The organism is Legionella anisa (assembly GCF_001467525.1).
In the GTDB taxonomy this organism is placed as follows: Bacteria; Pseudomonadota; Gammaproteobacteria; order Legionellales; family Legionellaceae; genus Legionella; species Legionella anisa.
Map to the genome: position 1 here is coordinate 287,867 of NZ_LNXS01000022.1, position 22,825 is coordinate 310,691.

Sequence of the window (22,825 nt, forward strand, 5' to 3'; positions counted from 1 at the left end):
ACAGAGATCATCAAATTTATCAAAAAGCTGCTAAAGAGAAACAGAGCTCATGTGCAACCTGTTGCTTCAGCTTATATAATCCCAAGGAATAAACATTCCATATCTAAAGCGGACATTAGTAGCAATGCGCTCAAGGTGCTTAACCGCTTAATTGGTGCTGGATTTCAGGCATATATTGTTGGTGGTAGTGTCAGAGATTTGTTGCTGCATAAAGCTCCCAAAGATTTTGATGTAGCTACAGATGCCACACCCAATCAAGTTAAAAATTTATTTAGAAATGGACGAATTATAGGCCGTCGGTTCAAGCTGGTTCATATACTCTTCCATCGCGAAATTATTGAAGTTGCTACCTTTAGAAGTCATGTGGCTATTGATGAAAGTCAGCTAACAAATGAACGAGGTATGTTAGTTCGGGATAATGCTTATGGGTCCCTTGATGAAGATGCGTGGAGGCGCGATTTCACAATTAACTCACTGTACTACAATATTAGCGATTCATCGATTATTGATTTTACTGGTGGTGTAAACGATGTTGAAGAAAAACTCATTCGTATGATTGGTGATCCGATAAAGCGTTATCAAGAAGACCCTGTACGCATGCTGCGTGCAATTCGCTTTAGTGCAAAATTAAATTTCAAACTTGCGCGAGAAACTGAAGCACCCTTTCCTGAGATTAGTCATCTTATTACTCATGTTTCCAACTCACGTTTATTCGATGAAATGACTAAGCTATACCAATGTGGTAATGCAATAGCAGTGCAGGGATTGCTTATGCAATATGGCTTGTTTCAACATTTATTTCCTCAAACTCATGTCCTATTAAATAGCACTTATCCTGTAAATGCGTTATTAACAATCGCACTTGAAAATACAGATATTCGTATTCATGAGGAAAAACCAGTAACACCAGCATTTTTATTTGCGGTTCTTTTATGGTTTCCTATGATTGAATGTGCAAAGGAGTTACAAAAAACGGGAATAGATCCCCTTCCTTCTATAGAAAAAGCGATGTCACTTGTCCTTGCAGAGCAAAATAAAATAATTTCGATTCCTAAGCGCTATACGCAAATTGTTCGTGAAATCTGGTTGTTGCAGTATCGTTTTGTCAAGAGGCTTGGAGGCAGAGCCTTTAACCTCTTACAACACCCACGTTTTAGAGCAGCTTATGATTTTATGGCGTTACGTGCTCTTGCAGGTGACGAATCGATGGAACTTGCACAATGGTGGACAGCATTTCAGGATGCAGATGAGGCAGAGCAAACTAACATGGTAACGCAGCTTGCCCCTGACTTACCGAAACGAAAACGCCGTCGTAAAAAGCCTAAAAGCATTCAAGCTAGTGATGATTCACAATGAATATTTGTTATTTAGGGTTGGGATCAAATCAACACGTACCTGAGCGTCAACTGCGAAAAGCAATTAAATCAATCAAAGCGTTGCACTCTACTGTTGTTTCTAAAGTTTCATCCTTTTATTGGAACAAAGCTTGGGGATTACAAGGTCAACAAGACTTTTGCAATGCAGTGATCGAGCTCTTTACTCTTTTATCTCCCTTAGAATTACTTAACGCGTGCCAGAAAATTGAAAAAAAACAAGGGCGTATTCGGAAAAAACGCTGGGGGCCCAGAGTTATTGATATTGATATTCTATTGTATGCGGATCAAGTCATTCACTCTAAGAAATTGGTAATACCTCACCCATATATACAATCTAGAAATTTTGTTTTAATTCCTCTAATTGAAATAAATCCCAATTATAAACTAGAGCGAACACCGGGATTACTTACATAATCTTTTGCCAATTATCAAATTGGTTTATGTGAACGACCATTGTCTAAAAAAAATATTTAATATAATGCCATCAATTGTTCAAACAAAATTATTTCAAATTTTATGAAGTAAAATAGGTACTTATATCAAGGAATCGACTATTATTTAGAATGATAAACTCAATTGTGAGGCTGCTATGTATAAGAATATTTTATTTGCTACGGATTTGCTTAAAGAACATAATCATCTCACAGAAAAAGCAATCGCGATTGCGAAACAATTTGACGCTAAATTATACCTGTTACATGTTATTGAACTGCCTGCCAGTTTTCAATTGGCCCAAGGACTTGGTTTTACAGAATTAGCCAACCCTGCTAAAGACGATGCGCAGACAGTACTCGCTTTAATAGGAGAAAATTTTAATATTCCACGTGAGCAACAATTTGTTGAGGTAGGCTCAGTTAAAGAACATATTTTTAGTAAAGTGAAAGAACTCAATTGTCAGCTTATTATTATTGGCAGTCATTCTTCTTCTGGTTTGCACGCATTTTTGGGAAGTACGGCCCATGCAGCAGTCAATCATGCTCCATGTGATGTAGTAACATTACGGATTTAAATTACTTTAGAATGCCAGCGGAACATGGGTTTCGCTGCGCTGCACCCAGGCTACAATGCTTTTCATTGTCTTAAGTCTAGGACTAATACCTTAATCCAGGGAATACAGAACAACATCAAGCATATAAGAAATTTGTATATATATCATACAAATAATCAATTTTTCCTGCACAAAAAAAGATCTTACAATGGGTATATCGGAAAATTAATTATCAGACCCTATGAAAAGCAAAAAAGAAGAGAATCAAACTCTATTTAACTTGCTCCCTAATGAGCTCATTGCAACGATTGGTAATCATGTAGATGAAAATAAAAAACGAATAAAAAACAGCAACAGCTTTGTCTTGACTTGCTCTTTCTTTTATAACGCTTACCAACAAGAGCGATTGAAACACAAACAATTAATCATTAGCTTAGCCCAATCTGTTGCTGAAGGAGATCAAGAAAAGGCAGAATCAATACTACAAAAACATCCTGAATTGCTTCTGGCTAGAGTAACGATCGTCGATAAGTCAGGGCGGATTTTTAGAAACACCACCGTATGGGAATACACCCTATGGTCTTTGGATGTTCGCTATATGGCACCCATGATGCTTCAGTGCTTGCCCCACAATAAATATGGGGAAGAAATACGATTAACACTGGATAAGCAATTCGATGAGATTGAAACCCAAGGAGTGACTTATAAATTAAATGGAGTAATTCATCGAGAGAAACACTATGACTTTGCCATCATTACAGCGTTGAGCGAATATCTAAATAATTTTAATAAACAAGAATGGGCTGAACGGGATCAATGTTGGTCTACGAAGGTAGGCCAGGCACAAAGGTTAGTCCCTGCCCATGTGGCGCAACATTATTGTGACCCTGAGGAGGCGCTTGATCCAACACCGACGTTTAAAAAAGAAAAGTTTACTCGCTCACTTGAGTTCTATAATTGGGAAGATGAAGATCTGAGAAATTGGTTTTCAGATTCCGGATTAGGGGTTAACTTTGCAATGGACCGGGTATGGGGCAAAAAAACACAATCATCAAACCGGGGCTATTTTTTTGGCTCATCCTCGGCTCGAGATGCTATGATTGCTTTACAAAAAGCGAGAACAGAGGATCTAGCATTACTGAAACAGCAATTGCAAAAACCTCTACAACAATATGACGCTAAGCTGGAGCCGGTGCAAAGTGAAAAAAAATTATTAATACCTTAATTATCTTGCTAATATTTCTTTTTTTTCAGAGCGCTTCTATTTAAAGTGCACTTATCTAATGGAAAGATAAGTGACTCATAATTTATATATCCTTTCTACCAGATCTAGGCCTTACTAAGGTTATATTCACGATTGCTCCGTATTGTGTAGCCTGGGTGCAGCGCAGCAGAACCCGGGGTTTGCTCCGCTGAACCCAGGCTAAAATGCTTATGCGCCTACCAAATTATGAATCACTCAATTTTAATTTTAATCACATAGATGTTATAATGAACTAATATTAAAAATATAAGCTTCAGCATTTTAGATGTATGGAATATAAATACGATAAAAATAGTTTCACTTGCAAAAAACCTGAATTTTTCATGGCAGTATGTGGCTATAAAAATCATTCCTATATGATAATAGGAGTTAAAGACTCTGTAACACAAGAACAATTTGTAATTGGAATGCTTGGCCGCAGAGGTGGACTTATGGGAACATTTTTAACCAATGAACGAATGCCACAAAATAGTCAAAGCCTTATTGACATCCAAGCTTTTTCGATTTCACAAAATCAATATAAAAGTCTTATTCAATTCCTAAAGCAGATGAAAATATCTCATAAAGCCAATGCAGCAGCCTTCGCTGTCCCTTCAAATTGGCTAAATAATACCGGAGATCAACCAGAGAAAGATGAAGTAAGCTTTACCTGGTTAAGCCATATGGCAAACTCACAGACAAATAGAATTGAAGATCTAGATCTATCCGATTTAGATGAAAGTACTAGCTATGATCCAGAACAAATCAGACAAGGAATTTCATTAGATAACAACTGCAGAACAGCTGCAAAACATCTAACTCAAGCAACGATGAACGCAGAATCATTGCCTAATGTATCTTCATTTTTTCTTAGATCGCTTCCATTTAAAGCGCACTTAAGCCAAGGCATTATAAGTGATAAATTATTTATATACCCTCCACCTCCTCCAGTGCAGAAAAAATCTGAAAATGCGGTGGAGTGGGAAATTTTAAACCGCATGTATATAAGGTTAGATAAAATAGCGAAGTCTGCTTCAAGCAAGGGCATGGATGAAAGTTATAAAAAATTTGAGTTATTAAAGACTCTTTATCAACAACAATACGATAAATTAACAGATGGCAACCATAATTTACACGATTTAATGGATGATATTAAACAATACATTGAGCAAGAAGCAAATGCGGCAATTATTGATACACCACGAAACAGCTTTTTTCACTTTAAAACGTCTACGAGAAAAATGTTTGAGCAAATTCAAAAAGAAAATCCCTCTTCAGATTCTGGCCCCGCTAAGAAATAACCATGCTAAATTTAACGCAAAATAGCACTTATTTTTTTCTTTTTGATCTCTTTTTAACATGACTCATTAATCTTCTTTTTTTATTAACTTGTCGCTGTGATAATTTAACTTTTTTATTGGCGAAAGGATTTGTTCCACCTTTAAACTCCAGTTTTAAAGGAGTGCCAACTAATCCCAAATGTTTAATAAATTCATTGCTAAGATAACGCCTATAACTATCGGGCAAATCCGCCAATTGATTTCCATGAATTACGATTACTGGCGGATTATGGCCACCAAGATGGGCATACCTCAATTTTATCCTGCGTCCATTCACACAAGGAGGGGTATGTTTCGTACTGATATCTTGAAGTAAACGAGTTAATCGTGGTGTTGAAAAAGATTGAACGGCTGAAGCATAAGCTTCATTTATATCTTTAAATAATCCCCCCACACCGCTGCCATGCAAAGCCGATATAAATCGAATTTTTGCAAAATTCGCAAAATGCAATCTTCTGGATAATTCGCTTTTTACATTTTCCTTATGCTCTTCATCCAAACCATCCCATTTATTCACCGCAATAACTAAGGCTTTACCGGATTCGATAATGAAGCCAAGCAAATTCATATCCTGATCTGTAATGCCCTCTCGAGCATCCAGAACCTGCAAGCATACATTGGATTCTTCAATGGCTTGGAGCGTCTTGATCACAGAAAATTTTTCAATTTTTTCATCAACTCGGGATTTCCTACGTACACCCGCAGTATCAATCAAAATATAGTTCTGTTCATCCCTAAGAAAAGGAATCGCAATACTGTCTCGGGTTGTGCCAGGCATATCATAAACAACAACTCGTTCCTCACCCAAAATTCGATTAATTAAAGTTGATTTTCCGACATTAGGACGGCCAGCAAAGGCAATTTTAATTACATTATCTTCTTCAACTGTATCAACTTGAGCTATAAATGGTGATAAAACATCATCAAGCAAGCTTCTAATACCACTGCCATGCGATGAAGAAATAGAGTGAATATCAGTAATTCCTAAAGCATGAAAATCAGCACAAGCAACATCATCATCCAACCCTTCGGTTTTATTGATCACCAGGTGGACTTTCTTATTTAATTTACGCAAATTGCTAGCAATTTTTTCATCAATTCCAGTCAGGCCAGCTCGTCCATCAACCAAAAAAAGCACAATATCAGACTCATTAAGCGCTATCTCCGATTGTTTGGACATTAAATTATCAACAGCAATATCATCAACGCCTATACCACCAGTATCAACAACGATATAGTGTTTATTATCATGTTGAGCCTGTCCATACTGCCTGTCACGAGTTAAACCAGGAAAGTCAGCAACAAGGGCGTCTTGAGTCTTGGTAAGTCGATTAAATAAAGTAGACTTACCAACATTAGGACGTCCAACAAGTGCAATCACAGGGATCATTTATTAACTCACAGATAATTGATTAAGCATTCCGTTGTCTGTTAACACAAATAACTTTCTTCCAACTACGCTAGGAGAAATACTGACTCCCGCAGAAACCTTCGAGCGAGCTATAATTTCACCCGTTTGAGCATCAATAAAATGTAGATAACCGGTTTTATCACCAACTACTAAATCATTTTTAACTAACGCCGGTTCGGTTAATACTCTTGCTTTTAAACCAGTCTGCTTCCAATTAACTTGACCATTGCGTTTATCAATGGACCAAATGACATCATGACTGTCTGTTACATACAAGGTATTACCGCTCAAGACCATATTTTTATATACGGAACCTGGTTTTCTCCAAATAAATTGTCCATCTGACAAAGACAGTGCGCCTATATAACCTTGATAGCTAGCGAGATAAACTACATTATTTTCTACAATGGGATCTGCATCAATATCAACCAAACGCTCCACATCACTTGGGCCTGATGCGTAAGCAATGCTGCGCTGCCACATCACACGGCCTGTTTTTCCATCCAATGCATCTAGTTTTCCATCAGAAAAACCAATCAACACCAAATTTCCCATGGCTATGGGTGATGAGCTTGCCTTCAAGATTAAGCTGGGTGAACCATGCTCTGCCATCCATATTTGCTTGCCATCTGCTGCATTAAATGCATAAACTTTGCCGTCAATCGTCTTCACGATAACTTTTCCACCTAAAATAGCTGGTGGCGATAAAATTTCACCGGTAACCTTTTTTTGCCATAATTTAGTACCGTTGCTTTTATTTAATACAACTAATGACGAGTTATTGGTACCCACAACGATATATCCACTGGCTACAGCAGGGCCACTAACTAAGCCATGTTTCAATGCCGTAGTCCATTTCACCTCGCCATTACGCTTATTAATAGCACGAACTAATCCACTGGCATCAGCGGTATAAATAACCCCACTGTTAACCACTGGTTTCAGCCTTAAATATTCTTTATTTTTAGAGGACTTACCAGCAGCCACTGACCAGTTTTGCTCAACTTTAATTTTATCCTTTATTAATTTGAGCTCTTTAGGTTTGGGCGTGTTGTCTTTACCCAACATATAATCATCAAGTTTTGAACATCCTTGAACCAAAGCACAGAGAATTAAAATAAATAATTTCATTTTCATGAAAATTAAACCTCAATTTTTACAAAATATATCAATAAAAAATCATCTATTATGTCCACCAATATGGCTAATAATAGTAGTTACGCAGATTTTACTTTCTTATCTCCAGAAATCATTGAGTGCGATTTACTTGCTATCTCATTAGTTTTCATTTCTAAAAATAAATTACCCATTCCATTATTTTTTACTTCATCTAAAGCCAGTTTATAGGAGCTTATAGCCTCCTGATATTGGCCTGTAGCTCCATAAATATCGCCTTTTAGCTCATTAATAACTGGCAAATAAGTTTTATCATCAATACTGCTTAATTCTTTAAGAGCATTTGTATAAGACTTTTCTGCTGCAAAGATACGCGCCATACGAATTTTAGCAATTTGCTTTAAAGCCGGCATTTTACTATTTGTAGTAACCGCTTTCAGTTCATTTGCAGCGTTATCCAGTTTATTTTTTGATACATAAATTTTTGCAAGTGTCAGATGCGCAGCATCAGCATAAACTGTACTACTATGCTGATGAATCAATTCATTCGCATAAGCTCTAACCCCTTTGATATTTTGATTGGAAAGAGCAACCATCATTTGCTCATAAGCAACAGAAGCTTGTTGAGTAATTTTTGCTTGATGCCAATGTAAATATCGATAGCCGGCAATGCCTAAGAGTATAAGCGATAATACTACGGTGATAAGATTACCGTATTGTTTCCACCATTTCTTTATCGATTCTAGTTGTTCCTCTTCAGTCATATACACTGACATAACATTCTCCCGCACTCACTCTAAATAATCTTTCAAGACCTGATTAATCATATTTTGATCCACTGTAATTTGTTCAGCCTCATTACGTAAATCTTTGATACTAATTTGTTCTTTTACCAATTCATCTTCGCCTAAAATTAATGCCAAACGTGCACCGCTTTTATCTGCTTTTTTGAATTGGCTTTTAAAGCTGCCACCCGCAGTATTCACTGACACTTCTATCTTTGGATAAGCCTTACGTATCCATTCGGAAATCACAAGCCCCCTTACCACAGCCTGATCATTTGTCGCAATAAGATATAAGGCGTTCTTTTTACTCTCTTGCTGCAGAAGACTTAAGGTTTCCATAAGCAGGTATATTCTTTCGATACCTAATGCAAAACCTACTGCAGGAGTTGGGTTGCCACCTAGTTGTTCGATTAATATATCGTATCGTCCCCCGGCACATACTGTAGATTGGCTTCCTAATTTATCTGTAACCCATTCGAACACTGTATGTCCGTAATAATCTAGACCTCGCACCAAAACAGGATTAATTACGTAAGGTATCTTTAATGCATCTAAGCCATCACAAAAAGACTGAAAATGTGCACGACTTTTTTCACCAAGAACATCAATCAGTTTAGGTGCATTAGCCAATAACTGTTGCATTTCCGGGTTTTTACTGTCCAAAATTCGCAATGGATTTCGGGTTAACCTGCGTTTGCTGTCTTCATCCAACTGACTTTCATGCTTGGTCAAATACTCAACGAGAGTTTCTTTATATTGCTGGCGCTCGGTTAGCTCACCTAAAGTATTCACTTGTAATTGAACAAAATCTGCAAATCCTAATTGTTCCCAAAACTTACGACATATGGAAATCAATTCCAACTCAACCATCGCGCCAGGCATACCAAACGCTTCAACACCTAATTGATTGAACTGTCTATATCGTCCTTTCTGTGGTCTTTCATGGCGAAACATTGGTCCCATATACCACAATTTTTGTTGCTGATTATGCAAAAGCCCATTTTGCAGGCAAGCACGAACACAACCAGCTGTTCCCTCGGGCCTTAAGGTAATACTATCCCCGTTTAAGTCATTAAAAGTATACATTTCTTTTTCGACTATATCAGTTACTTCACCTATAGTTCGCTTAAATAGCTGGGTACTTTCAATAAGCGGAAAACGTATTTCCTGATAACCATAACTGGACAATACGTTCACAAAAATCCGTTCAATGGAACGCCAAAATACCATGGTCTCAGGCAAAATATCATTCATTCCACGTATTGCTTGAATTCGCTCAGTCACCTATCTTCTCCATAGGAGACATTTCCGGTTTTGGGTTTAACATAGAATGCATTTTTGATATGTCAGTGAGTTTAAGTTCTTTAGTTTCAATTGTTGACGTTTGATTTAATGATAAATCCACAGGAGTCGTCTTTGTCGGAAATATCTGTTGTGTATCTCTGTTTTTTTGCCACCAAATTCCTACAGCCACAATCACACCTAAGGCAAATAAAATCGTAAACCAACGAATAATATGTTCCGCTTTATGTGATTCACGTTTACTTTGCTGCCATAAGAGGGCTCGATCAGATTTTTTCTCGACAACAAACTGAGCATTAAATATTGCCAGATAAGGCTCTGGAGAAGTTCCGAGCAATTTAGCATACGCACGTAAATATCCTTTAACAAAAACAGGCTCAGGTAACAAATGAAATTCATTATTTTCAATTAATTCAATAATACGAGCCCTTAAATGTAATTTATTGGCAACATACTCAACTGTGTACCCTTTTTGTTCGCGTATACTGGCAAGTTGCTCGCCTGGATTCTTATCATGCTCTACTATATTCTCATCCAGTGTGGTGGTTGTTATAGTCATTATTTACTCCACTATTATCGATATTGGAATTCAAATTATTCATGCTTTGTTCATATTCTGCAGCTAAAGCGTGTTGCCCAACTTTATCAGAAACCTCTTTGGCTAAAGATAATAATACCCTATCATTCAAAATTAAATCAGAATGCTTTTGTACTAAAGCAAATGCCTCTGCATCACGATTGGCTTTAATTTCAAGTTTTAGTAATTCATAAAAGGACACTTTTCGTGAAGGATCCTGATTTAATGCTTTTGCGAAATACAGCTTAGCCTTATCATTATTAGGGGTTGATAAAGCACAAAGTCCTGCATTTTCATAGGCTGCAGCAGTATTCAAATACTTTAAATCATTCACTGCTTTTAAAAAATAAGTTTCAGCTCTTTTATAATCACCTTTTCGACATAAAAAAGCACCGTAATTGTTAAGCTGCGCGCCTCCATTTTTTGCCAGTGATATGGCTTTTGAATAATATTTCTCTGCCTGATCTAATTCTTTAGTTTGTTCAAAATAATAAGCCATTGCCGAATTCACATCAGGTGAAGAAGGCTCTTGCTCCAATGCAGTAAGGATCTTTTTTTTCGCTCTTGGCCTATCACCCTGTTTTAAATACCCTAATCCTAACTGAACATTATATGATGCAGCCTTGCTGAGATCGGGTTTTTTAAAATTTTGTTTTTCACTTTCTTCATCATGTGTACATGCCTGCAAAAACAGGCAAGTCATAACAAGCAAGAGATAAACCTTTTTCAACACAGTATTTTCACACTAAGGTTAGAAATGATTGCGCATTATAACCGCTTATAAATAAATTAAAAATAATTTGTCACAAATAATGAATTTATTGTAGTTCTCGAATTGATAACCTTGTTAAACCAAAGGCATATTTCATTATTCTGCTGCTTGCTGCTCTTGGTTTTTTTTAGGTATAAAATGCAATTTTTGCCATTTTTGAGAACGGCTTGTTCTATCTTTAACCTCTCCAGCTAATTGCCCGCATGCTGCATCAATATCGTCACCTCGCGTTTTTCGCGTAATCGTATTAATGCCACGAGCGATTAACCTATCTCTAAATGCATCAATAGTTTCCTGGGATGAGCGCTCATATTGTGTCATTGGAAAAGGATTAAAAGGGATTAAATTGACTTTGGCTGGAACATTTCGCAACAGCTTTATCAATTGATTTGCATGCTCTGGTTGATCATTAACTCCTTTGAGCATTACATATTCAAAAGTTACTTTTCTTCGCGGCTCATTCTTAAAATAGTTTTTGCATAAAGCCATTAATTGAGCCAACGGATATTTCTTATTTATAGGAACAAGTTCATTTCTTAACTCATCATTCGGTGCATGCAGCGAGACAGCCAAAGCAACAGGACTAATTTCTCTTAAACGTTCCAGATCAGGTAAAACACCTGAGGTACTTAAAGTAACACGACGTTTCGATAATCCATAAGCAAAATCATCCATCATAATATTCATTGCTGATACAACATTATCAAAATTAAGCAAGGGTTCTCCCATGCCCATCATGACCACATTTGTTATTTTTTTGTCATGAATTCCTTCTTGTTGTGATAATTCACGAACAGCCAACCAAACTTGGCCGATAATTTCTGCTGTAGATAAATTACGATTAAAACCTTGTTTTGCGGTAGAGCAAAAGGAACAATTCAAAGCACAGCCCACTTGCGAGGAAACACACAAAGTTCCGCGATTGCTTTCTGGAATAAATACCGTCTCGATGCAATTACCACATTCCAGTTTCAAGAGCCATTTATGGGTACCATCACTGGATTTTTGACACGCAACAATTTCTGGTAACTTAATACATGAGCGCTGTGTCAATTTTTCTCTTAAGACTTTGCTAAGATTTGACATTTTTGTGAAATCGGTAAAGCCGGCCTGATGAATCCATTGTATTATCTGCTGAGCTCGGTAAGGTTGCTCTCCCCAGCTGTTTAGAAGTTCACGCATTTGTTGATAATTGTAATCAAGCAGATTTACTTTTTCTGTCATTTTTGCTCCAAATTTAATGACATGAGTTAATAATGTAGTGAAAATGCAAAAACCGTAACCTGGGTGCAGCGCAGCGAAACCAGGGTTTTCTTTTTAAAGCCTAGCATTACCGGGTTTCGCTGCGCTGCACCCAAGCTACGTTAGCTACAAAATCCTCGTGTCATTAGATATCAAAACTGATTCTTATCGCTCACAAATTTCGTGTGGTTCAAAGAAAAAGGCAATTTCACGAACTGCATTTTCAAGGCTGTCTGAACCATGTACTGCATTAGCATCAATACTATCGGCAAAATCAGCACGTATGGTTCCAGCTGCAGCTTCTTTCGGGTTTGTTGCACCCATAATTTCTCTATTTTTCATTACTGCATTTTCACCTTGCAATGCCTGAATCATTACTGGACCAGAGATCATAAACTCAACTAAATCTTTGAAGAAAGGACGTGCACGGTGTATGTCATAAAAATTCTCTGCTTGTTCACGAGAAAGTTGCATCATTTTTGCAGCGATTATGTTTAGGCCCGCATTTTCAAAACGAGTATAGATTTGACCAATAACAGATTTAGCTACTGCATCAGGTTTAATAATTGACAACGTTGTTTCTTTTGCCATCATGCACTCCATAGGGGTTTAGTTAAAGTGCAACATTATACATGAAATGCAATCTATATGGCTAATATAAATTCATTTTTATATCAATTATAGTCTCGATGCTCTAAGTAAAACCGAAGTACATACATCATTTCTGATGCTCTATGTATTTACCCATACATGGAAGTCATAATGCCCCAATGTTCTTATCAAAGTATAAAGGCTCTCTATTAATAGCATCTTGTTCCGGATCAATCTTGTATTCAGGTAATGATTTTAACAATTCGACTACGCGCAGAATCGTCTCATAAAATAAATTGCGGTACGAATTAGCCGACCTACTTAATTCTTCGGTTTGTGCGGCAAAATCACTTATCTGCTCATCAAAATCCATATCCATTTGCAAGATTTCGGACAAGATGGTTATAGTTTTCTCCTTTAAATCCTCCGATAGTGATGCATTAAGAACTTCGTTCATTTTATCTATAAAAAGATATTTATTGTTTTGGACTTCGGCCATATTGCAATAAATCAAAGCATGATTAATTGCCTGTCGAATTTTGCTTTTTTTCTCTGAAGAACCAGAACTCTTAAGCACTTTTTTTAATGAGCTGATTGCTTTTTCCAACTCCGTATTAAATATTTGAGCTATTTTTATCAAAGCAGCCTGACTGGAAGCAATCAAATGATCATGTTCTCCCTGCACATTATTAAATTCATCCCCTAATGCGACTAATTGCTGTCGTTCTTTTTCTATAGCCTCACGTGTTGAAGCACCTTGCGCTTCTTCACCTTTAGAATTTTCTCCGGACAATAAATAATCAATAAATAATTTCTGCACATAAACATGATAGTCATTGGCTTGTTGCAAAATGATTCCATTAAGTACACTTTTTAGTGGAATCTGCAACATTCGATGATAAAAACTAAATGGACTTTTAATTGCTTCCACTAATTCGCTTTGTGCCAGATTGACTTTGTACCTGCCCAATATACGCTCAGCCGTTATTACTCCATAAGTTGAAAACCAATGGCTTAATTCATTATCAATTTCTTCCCCGTTCATTTTTCATCCAATTCAAATTTTTAAAAATATAGGGCCTGTTTTACAATTCGCTAGGCCTTACGGCCAAAAAGGGTAGAATTGTAAAAAGGTCCTATGATATAAGACAATTTATTTGATAAGTATAGTGTATTTCACAGATGTTAAAACGATTAGATATTGATTTACAATTATTAAATGACTTCCTCCAAGTAAAAACACCGCAAGTATGGTTGGATTTCGCTGCAGAGCATATTCCTTTATTATTAATTGATCATGCGCATTGTGAGCGTAAAGCAGCGGCAACAGCTATTAATTTTATCAGCAAATATCCGGAAAAAAAGGAATTGGTTGAGGTGATGTCGCCTTTAGCCCGTGAGGAGTTACTTCATTTTGAAAAAGTCATTAACCTGATGACGCAAAAAGAAATTCAATTTTGTCCCTTACAACCATCAGGATATGCGACGCACATGCATAGGCAGGTCACCAGCAGGAATGTCCTTCAACGCTTATGTGATCAACTGATTATTGGTGCCATTATTGAAGCCCGTTCTTGTGAGCGCTTTTATGCAATTATCCCCTATCTTGAGGATCAGGACTTAGTAAAGTTTTACGCTACTTTAATTCGTTCGGAAGCACGTCACTTTGAGGACTATCTGCGTTTAGCAAAATTATACGGTGGGGATATAGAACAACGTCTAAAGGTGTTTTTATCTTTGGAAAATGATTTTATTTTAGCAACTGATACGGTATTTCGCTTTCATAGCGGAATACCGCAATCTATAGAACAGTAAAATTTAACAAAAATTAGTCAGGAGTTAATCCTGGTTGCTGCTCATTTTCCACTTGCTCCTCAAATTTAAATTTGGCATTAGCATCTAGAAACTTCGCTAAATTTGTATTTGCTTGAGGATCATTCAATCTATTAAATGCATCCTGATCCAATACGGTACCATTCTCAAGATGAACATAACTACCATCTTTTTGAGGACTAGGTGCATATTTATTTTCCAGTAACCAAATTTCAACAAGTTTGTTAAATGCTTTATTTGCCTTATCTTCACCTTTTAAAGGGATGCCATCATCTGCATAAGTTAAAGGGGCGACTTTAACTTTTCCATCGTCAAATGTAACTTTCTGTTTGAAAGACTCAACATTAAACTCACCTGGGCCTTTAACTGCATGAAGTATGGCTGACTTAACTTTTTGATACATAAATTCATCAGGGTGAGTTATCGCTCGGACAATAGGTATTTCATGAGTGGCCTGCTTGATAAGATTTAATCCTTCAGCTGCAACTTGATTTGACGATACATTGATTGCTTTATTAAGTTTCGCAAAAAAATTCAACAAGGACATCATATTAGATCGCCAGTCATTGATGGAGGTTTGTTCTGCATTAATTACATCGTCAGCTAACTTCTTTACTTGCTCCCAAAGAGTTGTTTCTTTACCTGTTCTCTCATCCATGATTTTATCGCTTTTTCTCACTCCATCCAGCCAGGATCTGAATTTATTTTGAGTTTCTCTTTGTCTCGCCTTAAAATCGTCTTCTTTATCTTTAATGAATTGTTCTTTACGCAGTTGCTCTGCTTTTTCTACTAAAAGATCATTCGCCTCTTTGACTTTGATATCTTTGTCAGTCATAACCAGTCTCTCTAAAAATCACAAATGAGCAAAATAGAGCCCTTTTGTATTATGATAACACAATGCTTGGGGTTTGTCATCCCAATCGCTCAATACATAGCGTTTAAATTTTTGTGAGTTACTTTGATAAAAAATTATACCCGGTTTATGGGTATGACCATGAATTAAATGGGTTACTTTATAGCGTACCATATGCTTAATGACCTCTTCAGCAACTACATCCATTTCTTCCATCGTTTTACTGTGATTCATCTGACTTCGATAGCGCACTTGGTTCACTAATCGCTCACGATATTTTAATGGTAAGCTCAAAAATAGAATAGGAAATATTTTGTTTCGGGTTAAAAAACGGAACCGCTGATGCGCTAAATCTTTAGTACAATACCGATCGCCATGCACTAACAAGATTTTTTCTGGACCTAATTGGATTACAGTCGGTTCAGACAAAATGGTCCATCCCGCCAGGCGTGCAAAAGTTTTTCCCAATAAGAAATCACGATTACCATGCATGTAAAATAAGTTAATTCCTTGTCTTTTTAAAGAAAATAACTGATGAGCAATGCCCCTGCTCCAATCATCGATTGCATCATCACCTGCCCACGCATGAAAAAAATCACCCAGAATATAAATATTTTTAACAGAAACTCGTGCCCATTCAAGAAAATGATTAAAGCGTTCCTGAATGGCCTGATCTTCTGGATGCAAATGAAGATCAGAGATAAAAACAACGTCTATCATAAGGGCTCTATTTGAATGTGTTCATCGACTAAATAAATTTGACAAGGACCATTATAAGGTTCGATCGCATCACTTAAGCGATAAAATCCGGCAATTGACACCAATTCTGCCTCCAAGGAGTGGCAAAAAATTCGTGCCTCTTTATCTCCAGAAATTCCAGCCAATGCTCTGCCCCTTAAAGCGCCATATACATGGATACAACCGTCTGCCAGTAATTCTGCGCCATGGCTTACTGAGGAAGTCACCACGAGATCGGCCCCTTTTGCCACTACTTGTTGTCCTGAACGTACAGGTGTAGTAATTAATTTTGTTGTTGATTTTGTTGATTCGTAATGACTGTTTTCGATGGGTTGCTCAATTATGGGTTTATCTTGTGTTGAAGATGCATGCAATACTGCCAAATCATGACATTGTGCCAAAGTATTATGTAATGCGCTTCCTCCTTGAATAGCAACAGGAATCATACCATGCGCACGCGCACTCTGGAGTAAAGACTGCAAATCAAATTCTAATTGTTGTACGGAAGACAGGTCAAAAACAACAGGAGTATGCTCAAATAATTTAGGAGCTTTGGCAATAGTATCATCAAGTTGTTGCGAAAAAACATCAGCGTTCGTATTTAATACATGTAACACAGTAAATGTATAAAGACGACCTTTTAACTTAAATGCTTGAGTTTGCGTTGTATTTTCACCCATGAGTATCATATCCATAACCGATATTTTTGTTTATACTAACATGTGAGAACCAATAACAGAAGGATATTAAGGTGGATAAACGGTGGTTTGAACAATATCAGAAAGGAGTCCCACATGAAATTGACGCAAGTCAGTATTCTTCCCTCGTAGATTTGTTTAAAGAATCCTGCTCGCGTTATGCTAAAAAAACCGCATATACCAATTTAGGTACTGGTATAACTTTTGGTGAACTAAACGAGCTAAGCCGAGATTTTGCTGCGTATCTTCAACAGCTCAAACTGGAGAAAGGGGCTCGGGTAGCGATCATGCTTCCCAATGTTCTTCAATACCCAGTAGCCTTATTCGGTATCTTGCGTGCAGGTTATATTGTTGTTAATACAAATCCACTCTACACCACAGACGAGCTAATTCATCAAATGAATGACTCAGGTGCTGAAGCAATTATTGTACTTGCTAATTTTGCAAAAACTGTAGAAAAAGCTTTAAGCTCCATTCCTACATTAAAACATGTTATTGTGACTGAAATAGCAGATCTATTTCCAACTCCGAAACGAATCATTATCAATTCGATAATTAAATATATTAAAAAAATGGTACCTTCTTTTAATATCCCTCATGCAGTGACATTTAATTATACTTTGCTTGAAGGAAAACAATCGACGTTACATCATGTAGCGTTAGGTCATGACGATATCGCATTCTTGCAATATACCGGTGGTACAACAGGTGTAGCAAAAGGGGCTATTTTAACTCATAGCAATATGATCTCCAATGTGCTGCAAGCTGAAGCGTGGATTAAACCCGTAGTAGGGTTAAATGGTGATGAAACGATTATTACAGCGATACCTCTTTATCATATTTTCTCTCTTACTGCGAATTGTTTGACCTTTTTAAAACAAGGAGCACAAAATGTCCTGATCACAAATCCCCGTGACATGAAGCACTTTGTTAAAGAAATTAAAAAAGTGCGTTTTACAGCAATTACGGGTGTTAATACCTTGTTTAATGGTTTACTAAACCAGCCTAAATTTAAAGAAGTTGATTTTAGCAACCTAAAAATTTCGCTTGCAGGAGGTATGGCATTGCAAAAAAGTGTGGCGCTTAAATGGCGTGAAGTCACCAAAACACCTGTATTAGAAGCATATGGATTAACTGAAACCAGTCCTGCTGCCATTATGAATCCTATGAATCTGACTGAATATAATGGAAGTATAGGAGTACCTATCCCCTCTACAGATGTCATTATTCTTGATGACGAGGAACATGAAGTATCAATAGGTACAAGCGGGGAAATTTGCATTAAGGGACCACAAGTAACCCCAGGATATTGGAAGCGACCTGATGAAACCGCTTTAGTGTTCACTAAGAATGGTTATTTAAAAACCGGAGACATTGGTAAAATGGATGAAGAAGGTTTTATTTACCTAGTCGATCGAAAAAAAGACATGTTACTTGTCTCAGGATTTAACGTTTATCCAAATGAAGTAGAACAAGTAATTGCTATGCATCCTGGCGTTTTGGAAGTAGGAGTTGTTGGTGTCTTTGATAAGGAATCGGGTGAGCGCGTTAAAGCATGCATTGTAAAAAAAGATCCTGATCTAACCGAAGAACAAGTGATTGCTTATTGTCGAGAACACCTGACTGCTTATAAAGTTCCCAGGCTGGTTGAATTTTACAACGAGCTTCCTAAAACAAATGTGGGAAAAATTCTTCGTCGAGCACTTAAAGATTCTCATGCTGCATCACCAAGCCTCTCGGAGAAAAAACCAACTGTTGCTATATAAAATATGTAGCCTGGGTGCAGCGCAGCGAAACCCGGGTTCTGCTGCGCTGCACCCAGGCTACACTATACGAAGCAAATGCGTAAAACACAACCTTTTCTTGGTAGAAGGTGATCTAATACAATTATTTTACCAATTGTTTCATTATGCGAGCAGTCGCACCCCATACCCAATCTTTATTTGCAGTGAATTCACAAGTAACATAACGACGACCATTCCGTTCAATTATAAAATCTTTGTAATTTTGGACATCTTGAACTAATGCCATTGGAATCGATATTAAACGAGTTACTTCTTGAGCATTTAATTGGTAAGGATGAACCGTTTCGATACGTGCAAACCAAGGATGAATAATCTTCCCTAAAAGGGTTTTTTGAGTATTTAATTCTTTTATCAAAGTGATACGGTCTGGGGTAATACCTAACTCCTCATACAACTCTCTCAATGCAGTAGCATAATAGTTTTCATCCCCCTCTTCCCAAATACCTCCTGGGAAACAGATTTCTCCCGGATGTGCTCTCAGTTTATCGCTACGTTGTGTCAGAATTAATGAATCAGATAATTGCTCATACAAGACAACCACACCAGAATGTGCCAGCTTTTTCCCTTTAATTTCATTTAAGTCCATTAATAACCGCTGCTATTTTGATAAAACATTCACGATATTCATCTTCCCAGTTTGAGTCAATAACTATTCCACCACCAGCAGCTAAATGCAACATATTCTCTTTAGCTGTAACCGTACGAATAGCAATGTTCGTATCAAAACGCCCATGTCGGGAAAAATAACCTATAGAGCCACAGTAAATGCCTCGTGCATAAGATTCCTGTTCATGAATAATTCGCATAGACTCAATTTTCGGCGCTCCTGTAATAGAACCACCAGGGAAACACGATAAAAATGCATCAAATGGTGGAACTGTAGCAAGACATTGGGCTTCAATTGTACTTACTAAATGATGTACTGAATTATAGCTTTGCACCTCACATAAACTCGTTACGTGTACTGAACCTGGTTGAGCAATTTTACCTAAGTCGTTTCTTAACAAATCAACTATCATGACATTCTCAGCTCGATTTTTTTCACATGATGTCAATTTATTTTTTAATTCTTCATCTTCCATATGACTAGTAGAGCGGCCTATTGTCCCTTTAATAGGAGATGTTACTAATTTACCCTCTTCATGGAAAAGAAAACGTTCAGGGGAGAAACTTAAAATATCCGCATGCGCTGTTCGTAGAAAAGCAGCAAAAGGAACAGGGTTTTTCAAACAAATTTTTTTATAAAAAGTCCAACTGTCTCCTTCATAAGCAACGTGAAATGGCTGAGTCAGATTGACCTGATAACTTCTTCCTTCTTTTAAAAATTGATAAACAGAAGAAAATGCTTTGATGTAATTTTGTTTGCTCATCAAAGGAGTAAAATCACCTTTAATGGCCGCATTGTGCTGTTGTTTAGTAGGGTTATTCCACAGCGCCAATACTTCATCAACTATTTTAGTAGTTGATTGATGTGTATTTGCCGCAAATACGGTTACAGTTTTATCATGATGGTCTACAATAATTGCCCAATCATACAAACCAAGATCTAATAAAGGCATATTTTCTAATGTTGGTTGGATGCAGGAATCTATTCCTAATAACTTTGCTCCAAGATCATAAGAAATATAACCCAGAGCGCCGCCTTGAAAAGGAAGATCCGCCACAGAAGGTATTGGCGATAAGAGTTGGCTTATTTTTTTTAATAAACCCGGTAAATCCTCAGCATTTTGATTGATTTGGATAAAATCATAAGGGTAGGCACTAATAATGTCATAACGTCCATAAGCGCGATCGGTACTTTCTAAAAGAACAAAACCTGGCAAATGAACTAATTTTTGGTAATACTCATGCAGCGAATCATGATAGTCTAATGAATATAATACAAATTGGCTCAAAATATTCCTCTTAAGTAATGATTATAAAACTTATATTCGTAGCCTGGGTGTAGCACAGCAAAACCCGGGGATTAATTCTTAACGATTCCGGGGGTCCGCGGCACCGCACTAGGCGACAAATACTTCATTCTGTAACGCGAATTCGACACTAATTCTCTGGTTTTTGAATTAATTTGTGAGTATGCTATGCAAACGCTTTATTGACAAGGAGCCCTTGTATGGCAACAGTTGCTCAATTTGACATTACATATACTCAATTTTTAAATGAACATGGAAAATTGGTCGGACAACTACCTTCTTTTGCCCATGATCATTCTGTGCTTAAAGAACTTTATAAAATTATGGTTCTGACACGGACTTTTGATAAAAAAGCTATCGCTTTACAAAGAACAGGAAAAATGGGAACTTATGCTCCGATTAATGGTCAGGAAGCAATTTCAGCCGCTATAGGTCATGCAATGCGCCCTGAGGATGTACTTGTACCCTATTACCGCGATTATGCTGCGCAATTTCAACGCGGTGTAAAAATGTCTGAAATACTCGCTTTCTGGGGTGGTGACGAGCGTGGCAGTCAATTTTCCTGTAATTCAGAAGACTTACCAATCTGTGTTCCGATTGCCTCTCAATGCTTGCATGCAACAGGTGTTGCATTTGCCTTTAAATACAGAAATCAGCCTCGTGTCGCCGTAGTGTGTCTTGGCGAGGGCGGTACTTCGGAAGGCGATTTTTATGAAGCGATGAATGTCGCGGGTACATGGAATTTACCTGTCGTTTTCGTGGTCAATAATAACCAATGGGCAATTTCTGTCCCTAGAGATCAACAGACCGGTACCCAAACTATTGCACAAAAGGCCGTAGCCGCTGGCTTTACAGGCATGCAAATTGACGGTAATGACATTTTAGCAACAAGACACGTTATTGGCGATGCAATTGAAAAAGCACGTCATGGTGAAGGACCTACTTTAATTGAAGCCATGTCTTATCGTTTATCGGATCATACAACAGCTGACGATGCAACTCGCTATCAACCTGGCGATGAAGTTGAAAAGGCCAAACCTAAAGAACCCATATCACGATTTAAAGAATTTCTTATAGAACAAAAAATATGGAATTCGCAAGACGAAGAAAACTTAGTAATTCAATGTTCTGAAGAAGTAGAAAAGGCAGTTAATGAATACTTGAGTATGGAACCACAACCAATCAGCAGTATTTTTGATTACCATTATGCCGAACTACCTGAGTATTTAGTGGAACAACGTGCAATAGCTATGGAGGAAGCAACTCATGCCTGATATTACTTTAATCGAGGCAGTAACTCAGGCTTTGGCTTATGAGTTAGCTCATGATGAAAATGTTGTAGTTTTTGGAGAGGATGTGGGTAAAAATGGTGGTGTCTTTCGCGCCACGGTAGGATTACAAGAGCGTTTTGGTGAAAAAAGAGTTTTTGATACTCCCCTGGCAGAGTCTATGATTGCCGGATTAGCAATTGGTATGTCAATACAAGGATTGAAGCCGGTTGCTGAGTTTCAATTTATGGGGTTTATCTATCCAGCAATGAATCAAATTATTTCTCATGCTGCTCGGATGCGTAATAGAACACGCGGACGACTCCATTGCCCTCTCGTTTTTCGTGCACCTTTTGGTGGCGGCATTCGCGCTCCAGAACATCATTCTGAAAGCACCGAGGCACTATTTGCTCATATTCCTGGTTTACAAGTTGTGATTCCCTCCTCGCCACGGCGTGCTTATGGCCTGCTTTTAGCCGCCATGCGTAATCCAGATCCAGTTGTTTTTCTCGAGCCTAAACGTATTTATCGTTTGGTCAAGCAGCCTGTAGAAGATAACGGTGAAGCACTTCCTATCGGTAAGTGTTTTACGCTACAACAAGGTGATGACGTCACATTAATAAGCTGGGGAGCCAGCATCCACGAAACACAACAAGCTGCTAAGCAATTAGGCAACGAAGGAATTTCTTGCGAAGTCATTGATGTGGCAACAATTAAACCACTGGATATTGAAACAATTTTAGCCTCAGTAGAGAAAACAGGACGGTGTATTATCGTTCATGAGGGAGCGAAAACGTGTGGCGTTGGTGCCGAAATTTCAGCACAGATTATGGAAAATTCTATGGCTGATTTAATGGCTCCAGTCCAACGGGTAACCGGATATGATACTGTAATGCCCTATTTCCAGCTGGAAAAACAGTACATCCCTAGTGTTGCACGGATTAAAAACAGTGTTATGAGCATAATGGAGTAAT

Annotated in this window: 23 protein-coding genes; 9 read left to right on the top strand and 14 right to left on the bottom strand. The window is 37.6% G+C overall.

All coding sequences use genetic code 11. From position 1 onward, the window contains the following. Window positions 1-27 precede the first annotated feature (27 nt). From pcnB to Lani_RS08590, 5 genes are all read left to right on the top strand, one after another. A complete protein-coding gene (gene pcnB, locus Lani_RS08570) occupies window positions 28-1,356 on the top strand; it encodes a polynucleotide adenylyltransferase PcnB (RefSeq protein ID WP_051045683.1) in 1,329 nt (442 codons plus the stop codon). Beyond that, window positions 1,353-1,790 carry a 2-amino-4-hydroxy-6-hydroxymethyldihydropteridine diphosphokinase gene (folK, locus tag Lani_RS08575; RefSeq protein ID WP_019232404.1) on the top strand — a complete coding sequence of 146 codons (438 nt, stop codon included), beginning with the start codon at window positions 1,353-1,355 and terminating at the stop codon, window positions 1,788-1,790. Before pcnB ends, folK begins: the two co-directional genes overlap by 4 nt. Before the next feature lie 175 nt (window positions 1,791-1,965). Further along, window positions 1,966-2,385: a universal stress protein gene (locus tag Lani_RS08580; protein ID WP_019232405.1), complete on the top strand. Its 420-nt coding sequence runs from the start codon at window positions 1,966-1,968 to the stop codon at window positions 2,383-2,385. A gap of 220 nt (window positions 2,386-2,605) precedes the next feature. Next, entirely contained in the window at window positions 2,606-3,589 is a 984-nt protein-coding gene (locus Lani_RS08585) for a hypothetical protein (RefSeq protein WP_019232406.1), read from the top strand. 308 nt (window positions 3,590-3,897) lie between these two features. After that, window positions 3,898-4,908, top strand: a complete 1,011-nt coding sequence (locus Lani_RS08590) for a hypothetical protein (RefSeq protein WP_019232407.1) — start codon at window positions 3,898-3,900, stop codon at window positions 4,906-4,908. Between the two features lie 28 nt (window positions 4,909-4,936). Here Lani_RS08590 and der read toward each other — a convergent pair whose 3' ends face one another. From der to Lani_RS08635, 9 genes are all read right to left on the bottom strand, one after another. Beyond that, on the bottom strand, window positions 4,937-6,337 hold the full coding sequence (der, locus tag Lani_RS08595) for a ribosome biogenesis GTPase Der (protein WP_058388506.1): 1,401 nt from the start codon (window positions 6,335-6,337) through the stop codon (window positions 4,937-4,939). A gap of 3 nt (window positions 6,338-6,340) precedes the next feature. Further along, window positions 6,341-7,495: an outer membrane protein assembly factor BamB gene (bamB, locus tag Lani_RS08600; RefSeq protein ID WP_019232409.1), complete on the bottom strand. Its 1,155-nt coding sequence runs from the start codon at window positions 7,493-7,495 to the stop codon at window positions 6,341-6,343. An 80-nt stretch (window positions 7,496-7,575) separates the two neighbouring features. Then, window positions 7,576-8,250 carry a YfgM family protein gene (locus Lani_RS08605; protein WP_019232410.1) on the bottom strand — a complete coding sequence of 225 codons (675 nt, stop codon included), beginning with the start codon at window positions 8,248-8,250 and terminating at the stop codon, window positions 7,576-7,578. Between the two features lie 15 nt (window positions 8,251-8,265). Beyond that, window positions 8,266-9,543, bottom strand: coding sequence for a histidine--tRNA ligase (hisS, locus tag Lani_RS08610; RefSeq protein WP_019232411.1), 1,278 nt, complete (start codon window positions 9,541-9,543; stop codon window positions 8,266-8,268). Then, window positions 9,536-10,120, bottom strand: a complete 585-nt coding sequence (locus Lani_RS08615; RefSeq protein ID WP_019232412.1) for a helix-turn-helix domain-containing protein — start codon at window positions 10,118-10,120, stop codon at window positions 9,536-9,538. Before Lani_RS08615 ends, hisS begins: the two co-directional genes overlap by 8 nt. After that, complete coding sequence (gene pilW / locus Lani_RS08620) at window positions 10,092-10,871, bottom strand: type IV pilus biogenesis/stability protein PilW (RefSeq protein ID WP_040522005.1); 780 nt, start codon at window positions 10,869-10,871, stop codon at window positions 10,092-10,094. The genes Lani_RS08615 and pilW overlap by 29 nt, the downstream gene beginning before the upstream one ends. Window positions 10,872-11,006: 135 nt before the next feature. Further along, complete coding sequence (gene rlmN, locus Lani_RS08625) at window positions 11,007-12,134, bottom strand: dual-specificity RNA methyltransferase RlmN (RefSeq protein WP_019232414.1); 1,128 nt, start codon at window positions 12,132-12,134, stop codon at window positions 11,007-11,009. Window positions 12,135-12,317: 183 nt separating this feature from the next. Beyond that, the gene (ndk, locus tag Lani_RS08630) at window positions 12,318-12,743 is read right to left on the bottom strand and encodes a nucleoside-diphosphate kinase (protein ID WP_019232415.1); all 426 of its coding nucleotides are present in this window, start codon (window positions 12,741-12,743) and stop codon (window positions 12,318-12,320) included. Window positions 12,744-12,909: 166 nt separating this feature from the next. Next, entirely contained in the window at window positions 12,910-13,788 is an 879-nt protein-coding gene (locus Lani_RS08635) for a hypothetical protein (protein ID WP_019232416.1), read from the bottom strand. Window positions 13,789-13,925: 137 nt separating this feature from the next. On the opposite strand from Lani_RS08635, the gene Lani_RS08640 reads away from it, so the two are divergent. Then, window positions 13,926-14,558, top strand: coding sequence for a MiaE family protein (locus Lani_RS08640; protein ID WP_019232417.1), 633 nt, complete (start codon window positions 13,926-13,928; stop codon window positions 14,556-14,558). 13 nt (window positions 14,559-14,571) lie between these two features. Here the strand turns inward: Lani_RS08640 and Lani_RS08645 are convergent, their stop codons facing one another. Genes Lani_RS08645 through minC form a run of 3 tightly spaced genes read right to left on the bottom strand, consistent with a single transcriptional unit; the run spans window position 14,572 to window position 16,847 of the window. Further along, complete coding sequence (locus tag Lani_RS08645) at window positions 14,572-15,411, bottom strand: hypothetical protein (RefSeq protein WP_019232418.1); 840 nt, start codon at window positions 15,409-15,411, stop codon at window positions 14,572-14,574. Between the two features lie 18 nt (window positions 15,412-15,429). Further along, the gene (locus Lani_RS08650; RefSeq protein ID WP_019232419.1) at window positions 15,430-16,149 is read right to left on the bottom strand and encodes a UDP-2,3-diacylglucosamine diphosphatase; all 720 of its coding nucleotides are present in this window, start codon (window positions 16,147-16,149) and stop codon (window positions 15,430-15,432) included. Next, window positions 16,146-16,847, bottom strand: a complete 702-nt coding sequence (gene minC / locus Lani_RS08655; RefSeq protein ID WP_019232420.1) for a septum site-determining protein MinC — start codon at window positions 16,845-16,847, stop codon at window positions 16,146-16,148. Before minC ends, Lani_RS08650 begins: the two co-directional genes overlap by 4 nt. Window positions 16,848-16,918: 71 nt before the next feature. On the opposite strand from minC, the gene Lani_RS08660 reads away from it, so the two are divergent. After that, on the top strand, window positions 16,919-18,631 hold the full coding sequence (locus Lani_RS08660) for an AMP-binding protein (protein ID WP_019232421.1): 1,713 nt from the start codon (window positions 16,919-16,921) through the stop codon (window positions 18,629-18,631). Between the two features lie 121 nt (window positions 18,632-18,752). On the opposite strand, the gene Lani_RS08665 is transcribed toward Lani_RS08660, so the two are convergent. Together Lani_RS08665 and pabB are read right to left on the bottom strand one after the other, a co-directional pair. Then, on the bottom strand, window positions 18,753-19,256 hold the full coding sequence (locus Lani_RS08665; RefSeq protein ID WP_019232422.1) for an NUDIX hydrolase: 504 nt from the start codon (window positions 19,254-19,256) through the stop codon (window positions 18,753-18,755). Next, window positions 19,243-20,565 carry an aminodeoxychorismate synthase component I gene (gene pabB, locus Lani_RS08670; RefSeq protein ID WP_019232423.1) on the bottom strand — a complete coding sequence of 441 codons (1,323 nt, stop codon included), beginning with the start codon at window positions 20,563-20,565 and terminating at the stop codon, window positions 19,243-19,245. The genes Lani_RS08665 and pabB overlap by 14 nt, the downstream gene beginning before the upstream one ends. Window positions 20,566-20,783: 218 nt before the next feature. Between pabB and pdhA the strand changes: the two genes are divergently transcribed. Continuing rightward, complete coding sequence (gene pdhA / locus Lani_RS08675) at window positions 20,784-21,857, top strand: pyruvate dehydrogenase (acetyl-transferring) E1 component subunit alpha (protein ID WP_019232424.1); 1,074 nt, start codon at window positions 20,784-20,786, stop codon at window positions 21,855-21,857. Then, a complete protein-coding gene (locus tag Lani_RS08680; protein WP_019232425.1) occupies window positions 21,850-22,824 on the top strand; it encodes an alpha-ketoacid dehydrogenase subunit beta in 975 nt (324 codons plus the stop codon). The genes pdhA and Lani_RS08680 overlap by 8 nt, the downstream gene beginning before the upstream one ends. The last annotated feature ends 1 nt before the right edge of the window (window position 22,825 follow it).